This window comes from Gammaproteobacteria bacterium (ex Lamellibrachia satsuma), assembly GCA_019623805.1.
Taxonomy (GTDB): domain Bacteria; phylum Pseudomonadota; class Gammaproteobacteria; order Chromatiales; family Chromatiaceae; genus QGON01.
Genome location: CP053680.1, coordinates 3,023,113 through 3,037,159, shown reverse-complemented (window position 1 = coordinate 3,037,159; position 14,047 = coordinate 3,023,113). Strand labels below are relative to the sequence as shown.

16 protein-coding genes and 1 pseudogene are annotated in these 14,047 nt (G+C 56.5%); 8 read left to right on the top strand and 9 right to left on the bottom strand.

Annotated elements, in window-relative coordinates; translation table 11 throughout:
* The first annotated feature begins 124 nt into the window (after positions 1-124).
* A pseudogene (locus HPY30_13345) lies at positions 125-211 on the top strand (OmpA family protein).
* A gap of 368 nt (positions 212-579) precedes the next feature.
* On the opposite strand, the gene HPY30_13340 reads toward HPY30_13345, so the two are convergent.
* The 5 genes from HPY30_13340 to HPY30_13320 all read right to left on the bottom strand — a co-directional run bounded on the left by HPY30_13340 (position 580) and on the right by HPY30_13320 (position 3,987).
* The gene (locus HPY30_13340) at positions 580-873 is read right to left on the bottom strand and encodes an acylphosphatase (protein ID QYZ66884.1); all 294 of its coding nucleotides are present in this window, start codon (positions 871-873) and stop codon (positions 580-582) included.
* Complete coding sequence (locus tag HPY30_13335) at positions 866-1,639, bottom strand: efflux RND transporter periplasmic adaptor subunit (protein QYZ66883.1); 774 nt, start codon at positions 1,637-1,639, stop codon at positions 866-868. The genes HPY30_13340 and HPY30_13335 overlap by 8 nt, the downstream gene beginning before the upstream one ends.
* Positions 1,636-2,823, bottom strand: a complete 1,188-nt coding sequence (locus HPY30_13330; protein QYZ68042.1) for a TolC family protein — start codon at positions 2,821-2,823, stop codon at positions 1,636-1,638. The genes HPY30_13335 and HPY30_13330 overlap by 4 nt, the downstream gene beginning before the upstream one ends.
* Before the next feature lie 140 nt (positions 2,824-2,963).
* Positions 2,964-3,515 (bottom strand): thioredoxin fold domain-containing protein, encoded by a 552-nt coding sequence (locus HPY30_13325; protein QYZ68041.1) that lies wholly within the window; start codon positions 3,513-3,515, stop codon positions 2,964-2,966.
* Positions 3,505-3,987: a TlpA family protein disulfide reductase gene (locus tag HPY30_13320; GenBank protein QYZ66882.1), complete on the bottom strand. Its 483-nt coding sequence runs from the start codon at positions 3,985-3,987 to the stop codon at positions 3,505-3,507. The genes HPY30_13325 and HPY30_13320 overlap by 11 nt, the downstream gene beginning before the upstream one ends.
* 271 nt (positions 3,988-4,258) lie before the next feature.
* On the opposite strand from HPY30_13320, the gene HPY30_13315 reads away from it, so the two are divergent.
* A complete protein-coding gene (locus HPY30_13315; GenBank protein ID QYZ66881.1) occupies positions 4,259-5,839 on the top strand; it encodes a PilZ domain-containing protein in 1,581 nt (526 codons plus the stop codon).
* Between the two features lie 22 nt (positions 5,840-5,861).
* On the opposite strand, the gene HPY30_13310 is transcribed toward HPY30_13315, so the two are convergent.
* Positions 5,862-7,100: a virulence factor BrkB family protein gene (locus HPY30_13310; protein ID QYZ66880.1), complete on the bottom strand. Its 1,239-nt coding sequence runs from the start codon at positions 7,098-7,100 to the stop codon at positions 5,862-5,864.
* Positions 7,101-7,212: 112 nt separating this feature from the next.
* On the opposite strand from HPY30_13310, the gene arsC reads away from it, so the two are divergent.
* The 3 genes from arsC to hda are packed head-to-tail and all read left to right on the top strand — an operon-like array spanning position 7,213 to position 8,855.
* Positions 7,213-7,560 carry an arsenate reductase (glutaredoxin) gene (arsC, locus tag HPY30_13305; protein QYZ66879.1) on the top strand — a complete coding sequence of 116 codons (348 nt, stop codon included), beginning with the start codon at positions 7,213-7,215 and terminating at the stop codon, positions 7,558-7,560.
* Position 7,561: 1 nt separating this feature from the next.
* A complete protein-coding gene (gene wrbA / locus HPY30_13300; protein QYZ66878.1) occupies positions 7,562-8,161 on the top strand; it encodes an NAD(P)H:quinone oxidoreductase in 600 nt (199 codons plus the stop codon).
* A 10-nt stretch (positions 8,162-8,171) separates the two neighbouring features.
* Entirely contained in the window at positions 8,172-8,855 is a 684-nt protein-coding gene (gene hda / locus HPY30_13295) for a DnaA regulatory inactivator Hda (GenBank protein ID QYZ68040.1), read from the top strand.
* Positions 8,856-8,906: 51 nt separating this feature from the next.
* Here hda and HPY30_13290 read toward each other — a convergent pair whose 3' ends face one another.
* Both HPY30_13290 and HPY30_13285 read right to left on the bottom strand, forming a co-directional pair.
* Positions 8,907-9,461 carry a CDP-alcohol phosphatidyltransferase family protein gene (locus tag HPY30_13290; protein ID QYZ66877.1) on the bottom strand — a complete coding sequence of 185 codons (555 nt, stop codon included), beginning with the start codon at positions 9,459-9,461 and terminating at the stop codon, positions 8,907-8,909.
* A 200-nt stretch (positions 9,462-9,661) separates the two neighbouring features.
* On the bottom strand, positions 9,662-10,786 hold the full coding sequence (locus HPY30_13285; GenBank protein QYZ66876.1) for a DUF2066 domain-containing protein: 1,125 nt from the start codon (positions 10,784-10,786) through the stop codon (positions 9,662-9,664).
* Positions 10,787-10,989: 203 nt separating this feature from the next.
* Here HPY30_13285 and purM point away from each other — a divergent pair, with 203 nt between their 5' ends.
* The 3 genes from purM to HPY30_13270 are packed head-to-tail and all read left to right on the top strand — an operon-like array spanning position 10,990 to position 13,460.
* Positions 10,990-12,063, top strand: coding sequence for a phosphoribosylformylglycinamidine cyclo-ligase (purM, locus tag HPY30_13280; GenBank protein QYZ66875.1), 1,074 nt, complete (start codon positions 10,990-10,992; stop codon positions 12,061-12,063).
* Positions 12,060-12,728, top strand: a complete 669-nt coding sequence (gene purN / locus HPY30_13275) for a phosphoribosylglycinamide formyltransferase (GenBank protein QYZ66874.1) — start codon at positions 12,060-12,062, stop codon at positions 12,726-12,728. Before purM ends, purN begins: the two co-directional genes overlap by 4 nt.
* A gap of 3 nt (positions 12,729-12,731) precedes the next feature.
* Positions 12,732-13,460: a DUF3108 domain-containing protein gene (locus HPY30_13270; GenBank protein QYZ66873.1), complete on the top strand. Its 729-nt coding sequence runs from the start codon at positions 12,732-12,734 to the stop codon at positions 13,458-13,460.
* A gap of 39 nt (positions 13,461-13,499) precedes the next feature.
* On the opposite strand, the gene HPY30_13265 is transcribed toward HPY30_13270, so the two are convergent.
* A complete protein-coding gene (locus HPY30_13265) occupies positions 13,500-14,018 on the bottom strand; it encodes a dCMP deaminase family protein (protein QYZ66872.1) in 519 nt (172 codons plus the stop codon).
* Positions 14,019-14,047 lie beyond the last annotated feature (29 nt).

Here is a 14,047-nt window from a genome sequence, read left to right as displayed (position 1 = left end):
GCCGCAAAGCGATTTCACTCCACCGGCCAAATACAGTTATCGTCCGATGCCACCAGCAGCGACTGGTGAGATGCCCCCCCCACCAATGGAGATGCCGCAGCCAATGGCGCCAGTGGTATCACAACCCGCACCGATTGAGTCCCCCACAGTGCCGTCTCCTGCTCCTGCTCCTGCTCCTGCTCCTGCTCCTGCTCCTGCTCCTGCTCCTGCTTTCCAGGAACCTCTAGCACCCCTCAGCTATCCGGAACCGGCGCCTATGGCTCAAGAGTCAGCAGCGGTTCCCACCGCACCTGTCCTCAAAGAGGAGGAGCAGACAGCTACCCTGGCCAACGGGAAACCAGCGGTCTTCCGTCCGATGGAGGATACTGCAACCGATGGGAGTGTGGACGTCCCGGCAGCCCCTCAGCATCAATAACCGATGGTTACTGTCTGAGATAACGGACCGGGCTGGAGTCAAAATAACGCTGTAGGAACGGCGCCCTCGCCGCGATGACCCCGCAGATGAGCAAATCGCGGCGGGGCGCCGCTCCTACAGACGCTTCGCAGCAAGCTGAGGAAAACCAAGAAAGAACCTGTGCATCAGGCAATAGAGAAGTGGGAATACTCCTGGAGATGCAGGTTTTCACAGGCGACACCTGAGACATCGGCATTGGCTGGCCCCTGACGCAACCAGTCGCGTAGTTCATTGACTGCCTCTGGATCACCGCAGGCAATCACTTCGACTCGGCCGTCATGCAGATTTTTGGCATATCCGGTGATGCCCCGTCTCTGCGCCTCGTAACGGGTGCTGGCCCGAAAGAAGACCCCCTGCACCCGACCCGCCACAAGACAGCGAACACAGACCGGGTGTGCTGTTTGCACCGCTTTACCCATCGATTCTTACCACGGCTCTCTCACCGAGACGCAACTGCTGCCCCTTAGGAGTTTTGAAGCCGACTACAAGACGATAGTGACGCGGCGTACCGCTACCGTCCAAAGGTTCCAACCCGACGAACTGAATTACCCCCGGCAGCCATTCGCCATGAACACCGACCTTTGCAACCTGCCCCGGCTGCAGCCTTGCTGCCATTTCACTATCAACAGCAGTCACCGCTTTCATCTGCCGATCATTGACCATTACCACCAACGGCATGATCTGCAAATGGTTGACCACAGCCTGCCCCTGCTGGACATTCACCACCAGCACCCGGCCGTTGAAAGGCGCCTTGATACGACTGTATTCACGCGCAAGTTTTATCAGAGTCAACTCTGCCTCCGCTTCACGCAGATAGGCATCCGCCTTGGCAGCATCGATCTCAGCGAGCTGCCGCTCATGGTCGGAGAGCAATGTTCGATCATAGAGTTCCAGGGAACGGTCCAACTCCCGCTTGGCCTCATCCATCTGTTGCTTGGCTGCCTCTTTCTGCGCTACTGCCTTTACCAGTCTGGCTTGCAACGGCCGTTGGTCCAACTCGACCAGCAAAGCGCCTCGGGTAACCGGCTCGCCTGCAGTCACATTGACCCGGCCCACGACCCCGTTCACGACAGTTCCCAACTCCACCCGTTGCTGCCACTCCAACTGAGCTTCCAGATCCTGGGCCTGCAGCGTGCCGCAGAAGAGCATTCCACAACAGACAACCACACGAATCATTCTCTTCATTTCCCCTCCCCCTTACTTCCCACTGTGATATCAAATTCATCCAACAGCACTCCGGCCAATGCATCGAGCCGTGCATGCGCCAGCGCAATTTCAAAATCGGTCTCAGCCTGCTGCAGGCGCCAGTCGGAGATTCTTACCATGGAATCACCCAGATCAGTGGATACCTCCAGGTCGTATAGGGTACGGCTGCGGTCAAGAGAGAGATCACGATAGTCGCCGGTCACCACCAACTCCTCCCGCCTTACCCGTAGCCGGTCAAGTTCCAGCCAGAGCTCCAACGCCGACTGTCGCAGATCAAGTTCAAGCACGGCCAGCTCCGCCCGGCGCTCCCGTAGACGGGCGCGCTCCAGGGCAACCTCGGCACCGACCCGATTGCCGAGAAAGAGCGGCACCTCCAGCACCAGTGCCGCAGACAGCGGATTACGCCCCCCCAACTCCCGATTATAGGTGGCGGCTTCAACTTCCCCGCGGATTATCGGATTGTCGCCCGCCCGGGCTGCACGCATCTGCTGTTCAGCTGCATCCATCTGTGCACGCAGTGATTTCAACCTGGGATTACTATCAATAATAAGCTGGGTCAGCGCTTCCACACTCTCTGGTACCAATCGGTCAGGCAGGTCGGGAGAGACAAGATCGGCAGGCAGGTCATCGGGACGATTGAGGCTGATGGCGAGACGCGAGCGGGTAATACGCTGCTTGTTCTGGCTACTGATGGTACGCCGCCTTACCTTCTGAAAAAGATCTTCGAGCCGCAGCAGCTCAAGATCGGAGATCCCGCCCAGTTCGGATCGGCTGCGAGCCTTGTCCAACCGGACGAAGGCGATCGACATCGCCTCATTCTCCCGCGCATATTCCAGGTCCGCCAGCAGTACATCGAAGAATCTGGCCATTACTTCCAGTCGCCGCTGTTGGCGTACATCCAACAGATTCCATTCCTCGCTTCGCCGTGCCGCATCCGCTGCGGCCAGCGCACTGTCGGTGCGGCCAAAATCATACAACCGTTTGCTCAGTTTCAGTTTCGCCCAGCTGTCATTGCTGGATTGATCGACGGCGTTGTATGAAGGGTTGACCACCTTCAGAGCCGCCTCGAAACCAAACTGCAGGTCATCGCTGGCATCGACACCGGACTGCTCAGCCTGGGCGCGTTGGAGCGTTGCATCAGCCAGCTCCCGGTCGGGATGCATGCCATCGGCCAGTTTCAGCGCCTGTTGCAGCGTCAGGGGGGATGGGAGTGGCTCAGATAGGCTGTCGGCCGCCCGGACCGGCGAAAAACAGATCCATCCAGCCAGAGTAAAAACCAAGGTTATCGGGATTCGAAGGCGGGTCACCGCGCTCTTTTTTCCTTTCTCTTTTGTCGTTTATAGCGGGAAAAACTGATCTTTTTATACTCGCCGTTCACCACATACTCTCCAAGCCAGAGAAACTCCTGGGCATCGCGGGTGGCACCTGTAAAGCGACTGATCAGTTTACCCTCCAGATCGAAAAAACCGAATACCGGCGTGGCTCGCACACGAAACTGTTTAAAGGCAAAATCCTTCTGCGAGACCTGCTCACCCTGGAAGTCGGTAATCGCCACGTCCCCCTCTATATCCACGGTGAAGATCAGAAAGTGTTGTTTATAGTACTCCTGAACCTCGGACTGATTCAGCACAGTGTCTTTCATACGATGACAAAATGGACACTCATCCATCTCGAACATGATAAGGATACCCGTTTTACCCTCCTCGCGGGCAAGCTCCAGCTCCTCACTGAAATCCCCCAGCGACTGATCAAAAAAGTGATCAGCAGAGTCTCTGCTCACCGCCCCGGCAGAGAGCATGAACAGCATCAGGACAATGGAGAGGAAAATCCTCACATCGAGCCACCTACTCAGCATTGTTGGCAATAAAACTTTCCAGGTCATCTGCGGTTAACGGCCCCACCTGCCGAGCCGCTACTTCACCACTCGGTGAGATTAAAAAAGAGGTCGGCAGGCCGGGAATTTTCCCTAACTCCGAGTCAGCGGCTGGTTTGCCCAACAGGATCGGATAGCTGAGAAACTGCTCTTTGACAAAGCGGCTCAGGCGTTTTTTATCAATGCGCTCAAAGGCAACACCCAACACCACAGCATCCTTGTCCTTGTGGTTGGAGTGAAAGACCTCCAGCTCCGGCAACTCCTCCCTGCAGGGAGGACACCAGGTAGCCCAGTAGTTGACCAACACCCACTTGCCCCGGTAATCGGAAAGCTTGTGAGTCTTACCATCGAGTCCCGGCAACTCAAAGTCCACGGGCTCTGAGAACGATGCCGTGCTGAACAGGGCCAAACAGCCCAATAGTAGTAGCCGCCACACTGGGGGTGGATTGCGCATAGGGTGCCTCTGGTACTTGTTGATTCTTCTGGAGAGAAGCGCCGGCAACGGCACTCTCAATTATCCGACCCCCATTGTCGGGATAAATTCCGGGGATTTCAATCATGAAAGATATACCGCAGCCCGATTTTTCAAGATTTAACGGTGACCGCCGATAACCATTCAAGAGACGTAAACTGCATCAATCAGCAGAAACTTATAAAGGGTGAACCCGCCACGGAATACCGATACTATCAATATGTTTCAGATTTTCAGCAGACCAAATGATTCGATGCGGCGTCCCAAGTTTACTGTTCCTGCACCCGATTCCATCGAAAACCCGAATGTGGAGACACATCCCGGATCCCTGCGCCAATGGATCGCTTCCCTCCCTTACGCCAGTCCAGCGCGCGTGGCTGAGGCGATCATCACCAATCTTGCACAACTCAATCGTTTTCCTGGACGGGTCCCTGACCGCATAGAGTTGATGGAACTCTACCGATTGCCCACAACCCGACTCTGCCGGATCGCCTCAAACAAACCCGGCGCACCCAGCGTGAAGCAGATCCGCCAGTTGATGCAGGAGATGGCCTACGGTCACAAACATATTGTCAATGAATGCCTGCGTCAGAAATCATGGCTCAAACACCGCAAAAGACTGTTGGGGGGGATCTACTACGCCATCAAATTTCTCTCTCTTGACCAACTGACCACTTTCGAAGGTTATGACTGCCAGGCCATCAATGCCTGGCGTGAAATCCTCCAGCTCTACAATCTGGCGGAACAGCAGAACCAACAACACGATCTGGTCGACGACCGTGACCAGGCCGTACCAAAGAACGCCTCTGTCGCCCACCAGCTGAAACGTCTCCTGCTGCTGGCGCTACTCGACCCCTGCCATCTGAAGGCAGGGGAAGCACGACTCCGCTACGGCTATCTGAACCAATTTGCAGGCAAAGCACGTTTCGAAGAACTGAAATTCGATGCGGACCCGGCCGGTCGCTATATCATCGATATGCTGGGCGAGGTGCCACCACGGCTTTTCGATCCGGATACCTCCGGCACATTGGCATCTCCCCGCTTCCGCCTGCTCAACATCAATCCAGTCAGCAAACGCCTGCACAAGAGTCTGCGAAAGATCGAGCTACGTGATGAAGCCCCTCCAATGGGACTGCAGCACCTCAGTTCGGAAGATGCTGCAGTGACGCTGCGCGACATGCTGAAATCCTGGCATATCCGCATGGAACGCAACAGCAAAAGACAGGATACCTATGGACAGGTTACCGTTGCCATCGGCATCAGTTCGATCCACCACTTTCTTGGTATTGCCACTCCTGCAGCCAGCAGACCCGATGAGGAGGAAGGAGAATCGGTGACTCTGGCATCCGGCAATCTGGGCGGAGGTTTCAAACCCCGCCACCAACGTTTCACCTGCAAACTGACCAACTGCAGCAAAACCGGTGTAGCGATTCATCTGCCGCTGCAAAGCTCGAGTCTTAAAATGGTCGGTCAACTGGTATTGATCACTGAAAAACATCCCGACCAGCCGGACAGCCTGAAAATCGGTGAAGTAAGACGCGCACTCAAGAGGGGCAGTGATATGTTGGAGTTGGGGATACAGTTTCTAAAGGGGCACGTAATGCCGGTTACTCTCAACCCCATCGGAGGGAGTGGTGGCGACCTCCGCACACAGCCTTGTCTCTACGTCGACCGGGGAGTCCCGAAAAAAAACACGCTACTGTCTACCAAAGGGCAGCTCAAAACCGGGCGCGAATATCTTGTGGCGGAACAGATACCGGCACCGATTATAGTGCCGACGGAGCAGGCTTCATCGAGTCCCTATTACGAGCGGCTTAAGGTCAGATACAAATAGCATCGCTTCAGCAATTCCAGGTCTAAGCCTGACGGTAGAGCGCTTCCAGCGGGCAATTCATACCCTTTTCAATATCTCTCTCGAGAGTCTGCAGAATACTCGACAATACCACTGACCCCTCATCCAGCTTATCAGCGTCCGGCAGCACAAAAGGCGCTGCACGGTAGAGATCACTGAGTTTCACCTCCTGCAGGTTCCTGGCTAACGCCCAATTCTTCTCCTCTGTACGCAACACCAGTTTCGCCCCTTGCAGGATATACAGCGATGCCTCCAGGTGCTCTTCAGAGACTTCCGGTTCCCGCTTTGACAGGTCTTGGCATGAACGCTGCTCCCCCAGCATCTGCGCCTCCCGCAGATGGCCAATCAGACGAAGCGCCAACAGAAAGTTGCTACCGCGAGTGTTTAACCGCTCGTGCCAGTCGTCCCGAAAGATGCCGAGGCAGTAGGTAAACTCCGCCCCAAGCAGGGTCACCAGCCAAGAGAGGTATATCCAGATCAGAAATATCGGGATCACCGCCATAGCACCGTAGATTGCCTCGTAGGTGGGAAAATGGGTGACATATAGAGCAAAACCCCGCTTTGCACTCTCAAACAACAGGGCAGCGAGAATACCTCCTGCAAGGGCATGGCGCAGCGGCACCTTCCGATTCGGCACCACGGCATAGAGCAGGGTAAAAGCTAAGGCGGAGATAAGGACCGGGCTCATACTCAAAAAGCGTGAACGCAACTGCTGCACCGTCTCATCATCATTGAGAATCGGTATTGAAACCAGATAGGAAGTCACACCCACACTGACCACGATCAACACGGGTCCCAAAGAGAGGATTGCCCAGTAGACGATAAAGGTCGACATGGCCCCACGTTTCTTGCGCACATGCCAGATGGTGTTGAACGCCTTGTCGATATTGCCCATCAACATCAACGCCACCACCAGCAGGAAGACGAACCCCACACCAGAGAGCTTTGCCGCCTTGCTGCTAAAATTACTCAGATGCTCATGTACCACCTCTCCCGCTGCCGGAACAAAGTTCTTGAAGACAAAGTCCTCGATCTCCACTGCCACCCGCTCCGAGGCGGGAAAAACCGAAAACAGCGCCAGCATGACGGTCATCAGGGGAACCAGCGAGAGCAGCGTAGTGTAGGTCAGGGCTGCCGTATTCTGCACCCCCCCATCCTTGACGAAATGGTGCAACAGCAACGCACTGAACTGCCTGATGCGGTGCAGATAGAGACGGCCTCTTGCCGCAGGATCCATGCTCATGTCATTACCTTGCAAAGAGTAGATGAACAGTATGCCACCAACCTACGGCCGTGGGGAGACGTCGTCCTGAACGATGGTTACAATAGGCGTTTTTCAGCCAGAGAATAATCCAATGAGTGTGGAGATATTTCACAACCCCCGCTGCAGCAAATCCCGCCAGACCCTCCAGTTGCTGAAGGATAACGGCGTCGAACCTGAGATCGTGGAATATCTGAAAACCCCACCGAACCGGGATACCCTGGAACAGGTACTCGACATGCTCGGCATGGAACCCAGAGACCTGATGCGCAAGAAAGAGAGCGAATACAAAGAGAACAATCTCGCCGACGCTTCGCTGACCCGGGATCAGTTGATCGACGCCATGATCACCCACCCCAAACTGATCGAACGCCCCATCGTCATCAAAAACGGCAAGGCTGCCCTCGGCCGTCCCCCGGAACAGGTACTGGAGATCATCTGAGATGGCCGAGATTCTTATTCTCTACTACAGCCGCCACGGCTCCACCGCAGGGATGGCGCGGCAGATCGCCCGTGGCGTGGAGGATGTCTCCGGCGTGACAGCCCGCCTGCGCACCGTACCGGAAGTTTCCAGCGTCTGTGAGGCAACCGCCGAGGCCATTCCTGAGTCGGGGGCACCCTACGCCACTGACGCTGATCTGCAAGCGTGTGCTGGATTGATCCTCGGCAGTCCCACCCGTTTCGGTAATATGGCGGCACCACTGAAATACTTTCTCGACCAGACCAGTCGTCTCTGGATGACCGGCTCGCTGATCGACAAACCCGCAGCCGTTTTTACCTCCACATCGAGCATGCATGGTGTACAGGAGACCACACTGCTCTCGATGATGCTGCCGCTGATGCACCACGGCATGATCCTCATGGGACTGCCTTACAGTGAAACCGATCTGCTGCACACCAGAACCGGCGGTACTCCTTATGGTGCCAGCCACCTGGCCGGTGGAGAGAGCAATCTGCCCCTCAGCGATGAAGAAAAAACGCTCTGCCGCGCCTTGGGCAAACGAGTCGCGGCCAAGGCAGTGCAGCTCACATCCAACGATTGACCACGTCAACATCATGTCCAGTCAGCTTGCCTTGGGGATAGGGTTAAAACCTACGGTCAACTTCAGCGGCTTTATTTCCGGCCGTAATGGTGAGGCACTCTCGCGTCTGCTGACGGGAACCGATCCCTTCATCTATCTTTGGGGGGAGAGCGGTTCCGGAAAAACCCACCTGTTGCAGGCATCCTGTCACCAACAGGATGAGTCCGGCGGCACCTGCGCCTATATTCCCCTGGAACAAACCAGCGAGTTGGAACCCGGTATTCTGGAGGGACTGGAGACACTGGATCTGGTCTGTCTGGACGATGTGGAAAAAGTGGCCGGTGACCCGGCATGGGAGATCGCCCTCTTCAACCTCTTCAACCAGCTTCGGGAGCGTGATGCCCGACTGCTGATAACGGCAAACTCTGCGCCTGCCGGAGTGGACATCCATCTACCGGATCTCGCCTCCCGCCTCACTTGGGGCCCCTGCTACCACCTGCTGCCCCTGGACGATGATGGCCGCCTGATACTGCTGACCCAGCTCTCGCAGCAACGTGGCCTGGAACTTTCGAAAGACACCGCAAGCTACCTGCTGCACCGAATCCCCCGGGACATCGGTTCGATAACCGGTCTATTGGAACAGCTCGATCAGGCATCGCTCGCCGCGAAAAGAAAACTGACCATCCCGTTTGTCCGGGAAGTGCTTGGGTTATAGGGCCAACACCAAATACCCTGCACATCAGAAAACCAATGTGGGTGCCAACCATCAACTCCGCAACCCTTTCTCCTTCGCCTTGCGCGACCAGACCCAGACATAACCCACTCCGCTGGCTACCGTAGTGGCCAGCGTGCTCCAGACCAGGACTGAAACCAGCACTGCAGGAAGTGGATAGGGGCCTGCATCCGTCACCACGAAGATGACCAGCAATATCTGCAGCAGGGTGTTGAGTTTACTGATCAGACTTGGATCGGCCTGCAGTTCTTCGATACTGAAGTGGTAATAGAGCGCACCGCCAATAATCAGCAGGTCCCGGAATATCACCAGAATTACCAACCAGACAGGGACCAGTCCCAATGCACCGAGCACCAGAAATGAACTCATCAGCAGCGCCTTGTCCGCCAGGGGATCGAGCATCCCGCCGAGGCGGCTCTCCCAGCCGTAGTGTTTGGCCAGGAAACCATCCAGGCCATCGGAGATGCCCGCAATGGCAAATAACATCAGTGCCGCAGAAAACTCCCGCTCAAAAAGCAGCCACACGACTGGCACCGAGAGCAGTATGCGTAAAAAGCTGATGAGATTGGGTATGTCTCTGGGCTGCATTTTTTACAAATTATCAGGTGATACTGGACAGATTAATTTGTGCCCGTCCGAAAATTCATATCTAACCACAAAGAACACGAGAAGAGCACTAAGGTAAAGAGATTGATTAACCATAAATTTTCATCGTGTACTTCGTGCTCTTCGTAGCAAAAAACAGTGTTCTGGACGAATACTAATCAGTGAAGACAATCCAAACTGGCTCACTGCCGCAAACGGTAGTCGAGACTCTGCACATCGAAATCTTCCGGTGGCGACGCCTCTGCTTCCACCACCTCATCAGAGGTAACCACCGACTCCAACACACCGCCGAGTAGAATACCCCGCTCCAGTGCTTCACGCCCCCCCTGCACTCTGGCCAGAAAACTGACTTGTTCCGAACCCGCCGCCAACAGGTCCAGCTGCTCTATCATCACCAATGATCGCAGATAGTCTTTGACCAGAACATAGTCAGCCAGATTGAGCATACCTGAAACCCTTATCCGAAGTGCCTCAACTCCCTGAGAAGCACTCTGGGGTGCAAACCTGGCAGCCAACAGATCCACCGCCTGCTGCACTCCCTCGCGAGCCAGCGCCAGATCGCTCTTGCCTTGAATCTGCCACTGCTCCACTCCATCCGGCAGATAGAGCGTCCAGTCACCACTCCAGGCCTGGCCGCCCTGCCGGTGCAGACGGCCTGCCAGGATCACATCGGGCAGATAACGCTGGGAGGCACGACGAATGTTCTCTTCAAAATCGCCCCAGAGGTCACTTACCTGGAGGGCGTTTCTATCTTCGAGATCCATCAGCGGCATCACCACAGGTAGACCTCGCTGGTCCGCTGTTTCAGTCACCGTAGTTGCCAGTTCCGGCTCCATATCCTGCTGGTAGAGGGTGCGACGGCCTTTGGCATCACGAGTCAGCCAGACCAGCGTGGATGGCCGGGTGCCGCCCCAGACCGGCACGCTGGCCTCTCGCAGCAGGCGATTCACGGCTTTTTCATCAAAACGCACCCAAAGCAGCCGATCCGGCAGTGGGTTTTCCGGATCCACCACAGGTGCAGGATCATCCGATAGCGGCTGTTCCAGCATGCGGTAGCGGTACTGCTGAACATACCTGGGAGCCCTTTTCAGCCGCTTGGCAAGATCTTCCTGTTGTAACAGGTCGCGGTTGCCGGAGATCTTGATCAGCACCTGGCCAAAGGCCTCCCGCATGGCCGGTGCACGAGCTTGGGCACCCTGCCCCACCACCGGCACCGCCGCTTCGTAGAGTCCGGACACACGCTCCGCCACCGCTCCGGTACACCAGAGCAGAAGCAGTAATATCAGCCATGTCTGTTTAAAGATCATTGAAATATGGGTCCAGTTAAATTCATCTCAGCCGTTTTGACCGCTGGGATTCTATCGCGGAGCAGAAAGCCTGTCTAAGTCGTTAGTCTTCATCCGGAAACGGAAAAGCCGGACAAATCCTCCAACAGCAACTCTATCACGGTGTACCGGAAGATCTGCTAAAATCCCACGCCAACAGTAACCGCCCACCAGGGAGTCAACCTGTGGCCCAAGACAGTACCCGCAACAGCGAAACCCAACTCAGTTACCGGGATGCCGGTGTAGACATCGATGCCGGCAACAGCCTGATAGAACGCATCAAGCCTATCGTCAAAAAAACCTTCAGGCCCGGTGTGCTGTCCGGCCTCGGCGGATTTGGCGCGCTGTTCGAACTGCCCCTCGACCGCTATTCCGAGCCGGTACTGGTCTCCGGCACCGACGGGGTAGGCACCAAGTTGAAACTGGCGCTGGAACTCAAGCGCCACGACACCATCGGCATCGATCTGGTGGCCATGTGTGTCAACGACATCGTGGTGGCAGGTGCTGAGCCGCTCTTCTTTCTCGACTACTACGCCACCGGCAAGCTGGAGCTGGACGTGGCCACCGATGTGGTCAGTGGCATCGCCAAAGGGTGCGAACTGGCGGGCGCAGCCCTCACCGGCGGCGAAACCGCCGAGATGCCTGGCATGTATAGCGAAGGAGATTACGATCTGGCCGGTTTCTGCGTCGGCATCGCCGAGAAGCGCAAATTGATCCAGGGCGAACTGGTAAAGCCCGGCGACGTGCTGATCGGACTTGCCGCTTCCGGCCCACACTCCAACGGCTATTCGCTGATCCGCAAGATCCTCGAAGTGAGCGGCGCCGATCTTGCCGAGCCCATGGGTGAAGGGACGCTGGGCGAAGCACTGCTGGCGCCGACCCACATCTACGTCAAATCCCTGCTGGCGCTGATGGCTGAGGTTGAGATCCACGCCCTCGCCCACATCACCGGCGGCGGCCTACCGGAGAACCTTCCCCGCGTTCTGCCAGCCGGAAGCAAGGCAGTCATCGACAGTGACTCCTGGCAACTGCCGGAAGTTTTCAGCTGGCTGCAGTCGAAAGGCAGCGTGATCCAGTCGGAAATGCTGCGCACCTTCAACTGTGGCGTGGGTATGGTGGTCTGCATCGCTGCCGAAGATTCAGAACGTGCAATGCAGATGCTGAACGATTCCGGCGAGACCGCCTGGCGACTGGGACAGATCGAAACCAGCGACAGCGATGAACCGGTGGTCGAGATCAGCGGAAGCCTGGGTGCATGAGCGATAACCATAAACTGCCGCTGGTCGCCCTGATCTCAGGTGGCGGCACCAACCTGCAGGCGATCATCGACGGCGCAGTGGGCGATCTGCCGGTGGAGATCCGCGCCGTCATCAGCAACCGGCCCGATGTGTTAGGCCTGACCCGTGCAGAAAACGCCGGTATCCCTACCCGGGTACTGAACCACAAGACATTCCCTGACCGGGAGAGTTACGACCAGGCGCTGATCGAACTCATCGAAGAGTATCAGCCAGGGCTGGTAGTGCTGGCAGGTTTCATGCGCATCCTCACCCCCGGATTCGTGCGCCACTACGCCGGCCGGATGTTCAATATCCACCCTTCACTGCTACCGAAGTTCCGTGGCCTCAACACCCATCAGCAGGCCCTGGATGAAGGAGAGACCCTGCATGGCGCCAGTGTGCACTTCGTCACCGAGGAGCTGGATGGCGGCCCATTGATCGTGCAGGCCCAGGTACCCGTCCGGGATGGTGACGATGCCGGGACTTTAGCCAACCGTGTACTGCAGCGCGAGCACCTCATCTACCCGTTGGCAATACGCTGGTTTGCCCAGCAGAGACTGCGATTGGCGGAAAATGGCCAGGTTTATCTGGACAACCAACCGTTACAGCAGCCGGTCCTCTTCACGCCGGATCAGGAGATCGTCTGATCCATGAAGGCCACCGGATTCTTCCGCTACTGGCTGGCTGGTATCCCACTACTGTTGTGCAGTTCGCTACTCAGTGCGGAATCCCCCTTCCAGCTCAGATCCTTCGATGCCGGTTTTCAGGTCACCAACTACGGTGTACCCCTGGGAAGTCTGACGCTCCAACTCACCCTCACTGAGGATGGCAAATATCTCTATCATGCGCATACCCGTCCCGAACGACTGGTCGATTGGTTTCAGACCGACGAGGTTCAGGAGACCAGCGAAGGCGTGCTGAAAAACAGCGACATCGTACCCCACGCCTACGAATACCGGCTCGGCAACGGGGAGATCAGGAACCTGACCCGGCTCCAGTTCGATTGGCCCGAGCAAAGGGTCTGGACAGAGAGTGGCGGCACCCGCTGGTCTCAAGAGATCTCACCAGGCGTGCAGGACAAGTTCAGCCAACAGTTGGCGATCCGTTTCGATCTGGCCAAGGGCCGGCAACAGGTCAGTTACCAGGTGGCGGACGGCGGACGTCTGAAGCGCTATCAGTTCCGGGTGGTTGGCAGAGAGTGGATTCAGACCCCTCTGGGCCGGCTGAAGTGTCTCAAGGTCAACCGCAGCAAAGAGGGCCTGGCACCCGACTACACCATCTGGTTCGCCCCTTCACTCGACTACCTGCCGGTGCGCATCGAGCGGGATCGGTTCCTGGGCCGCTATCGCATGGAACTGAAGCAGCTGACGCTGAAATAATCTCCCGCAAATGACTTTCACTCCCAAGGCAAAGAAGACCTACAATCGCAGCAGCCGGCTCAATATCTTGGTAAAGAAGCCGCCAGGCGCCACGGTTATCTGCGCATCCTCAACATTGACCTGCCCCACTTCGTAACCTGTCATTTCGACTCCGGCTTCACCGTACATCTGTCGCGATAACTCGATATCATCGGCCCAGCGTGACAGAAAATCCTGGCTCGGATTGATAAACACAACCCGGCCAATCTCCTCCTGGATCAGCTTCGAGGCGCAGCGGGGACAGGGGGGATGCGTCACATAGACCGTGCAGCCGCGCAGATCACGCTTGGCGAAGATCATGGCGTTCTCTTCCGCATGAATGGTGAGATTCAGTTTGCACTCCCTGTCGGAGAGGCGAGTCTCCGCATCCACCACACCGGCCGCAAAGCCGTTGTAACCGAGAGAGATAATACGGTTGCCGTCCGTGATGACAGCACCCACCTGGGATGAAGGGTCTTTACTCCATCCGGAGATGTGAGCCGCCAGCCCGAGAAAACGGGTATCCCACTTCATACTCATGGATCATTTCTCCTGTTTTCTGTTGCTGT

Excerpts from the sequence above, each read along its gene's own strand:
- purN (QYZ66874.1), top strand. The coding sequence starts at position 12,060 with ATGAGCGATAACCATAAACTGCCGCTGGTCGCCCTGATCTCAGGTGGC.
- HPY30_13265 (QYZ66872.1), bottom strand. The coding sequence starts at position 14,018 with ATGAGTATGAAGTGGGATACCCGTTTTCTCGGGCTGGCGGCTCACATC.
- HPY30_13310 (QYZ66880.1), bottom strand. The coding sequence starts at position 7,100 with ATGAGCATGGATCCTGCGGCAAGAGGCCGTCTCTATCTGCACCGCATC.
- HPY30_13335 (QYZ66883.1), bottom strand. The coding sequence starts at position 1,639 with ATGAAGAGAATGATTCGTGTGGTTGTCTGTTGTGGAATGCTCTTCTGC.
- HPY30_13320 (QYZ66882.1), bottom strand. The coding sequence starts at position 3,987 with ATGCGCAATCCACCCCCAGTGTGGCGGCTACTACTATTGGGCTGTTTG.
- HPY30_13325 (QYZ68041.1), bottom strand. The coding sequence starts at position 3,515 with ATGCTGAGTAGGTGGCTCGATGTGAGGATTTTCCTCTCCATTGTCCTG.
- HPY30_13315 (QYZ66881.1), top strand. The coding sequence starts at position 4,259 with ATGCGGCGTCCCAAGTTTACTGTTCCTGCACCCGATTCCATCGAAAAC.
- wrbA (QYZ66878.1), top strand. The coding sequence starts at position 7,562 with ATGGCCGAGATTCTTATTCTCTACTACAGCCGCCACGGCTCCACCGCA.
- HPY30_13290 (QYZ66877.1), bottom strand. The coding sequence starts at position 9,461 with ATGCAGCCCAGAGACATACCCAATCTCATCAGCTTTTTACGCATACTG.
- HPY30_13340 (QYZ66884.1), bottom strand. The coding sequence starts at position 873 with ATGGGTAAAGCGGTGCAAACAGCACACCCGGTCTGTGTTCGCTGTCTT.
- HPY30_13285 (QYZ66876.1), bottom strand. The coding sequence starts at position 10,786 with ATGATCTTTAAACAGACATGGCTGATATTACTGCTTCTGCTCTGGTGT.
- HPY30_13270 (QYZ66873.1), top strand. The coding sequence starts at position 12,732 with ATGAAGGCCACCGGATTCTTCCGCTACTGGCTGGCTGGTATCCCACTA.
- arsC (QYZ66879.1), top strand. The coding sequence starts at position 7,213 with ATGAGTGTGGAGATATTTCACAACCCCCGCTGCAGCAAATCCCGCCAG.
- HPY30_13330 (QYZ68042.1), bottom strand. The coding sequence starts at position 2,823 with ATGCATCCCGACCGGGAGCTGGCTGATGCAACGCTCCAACGCGCCCAG.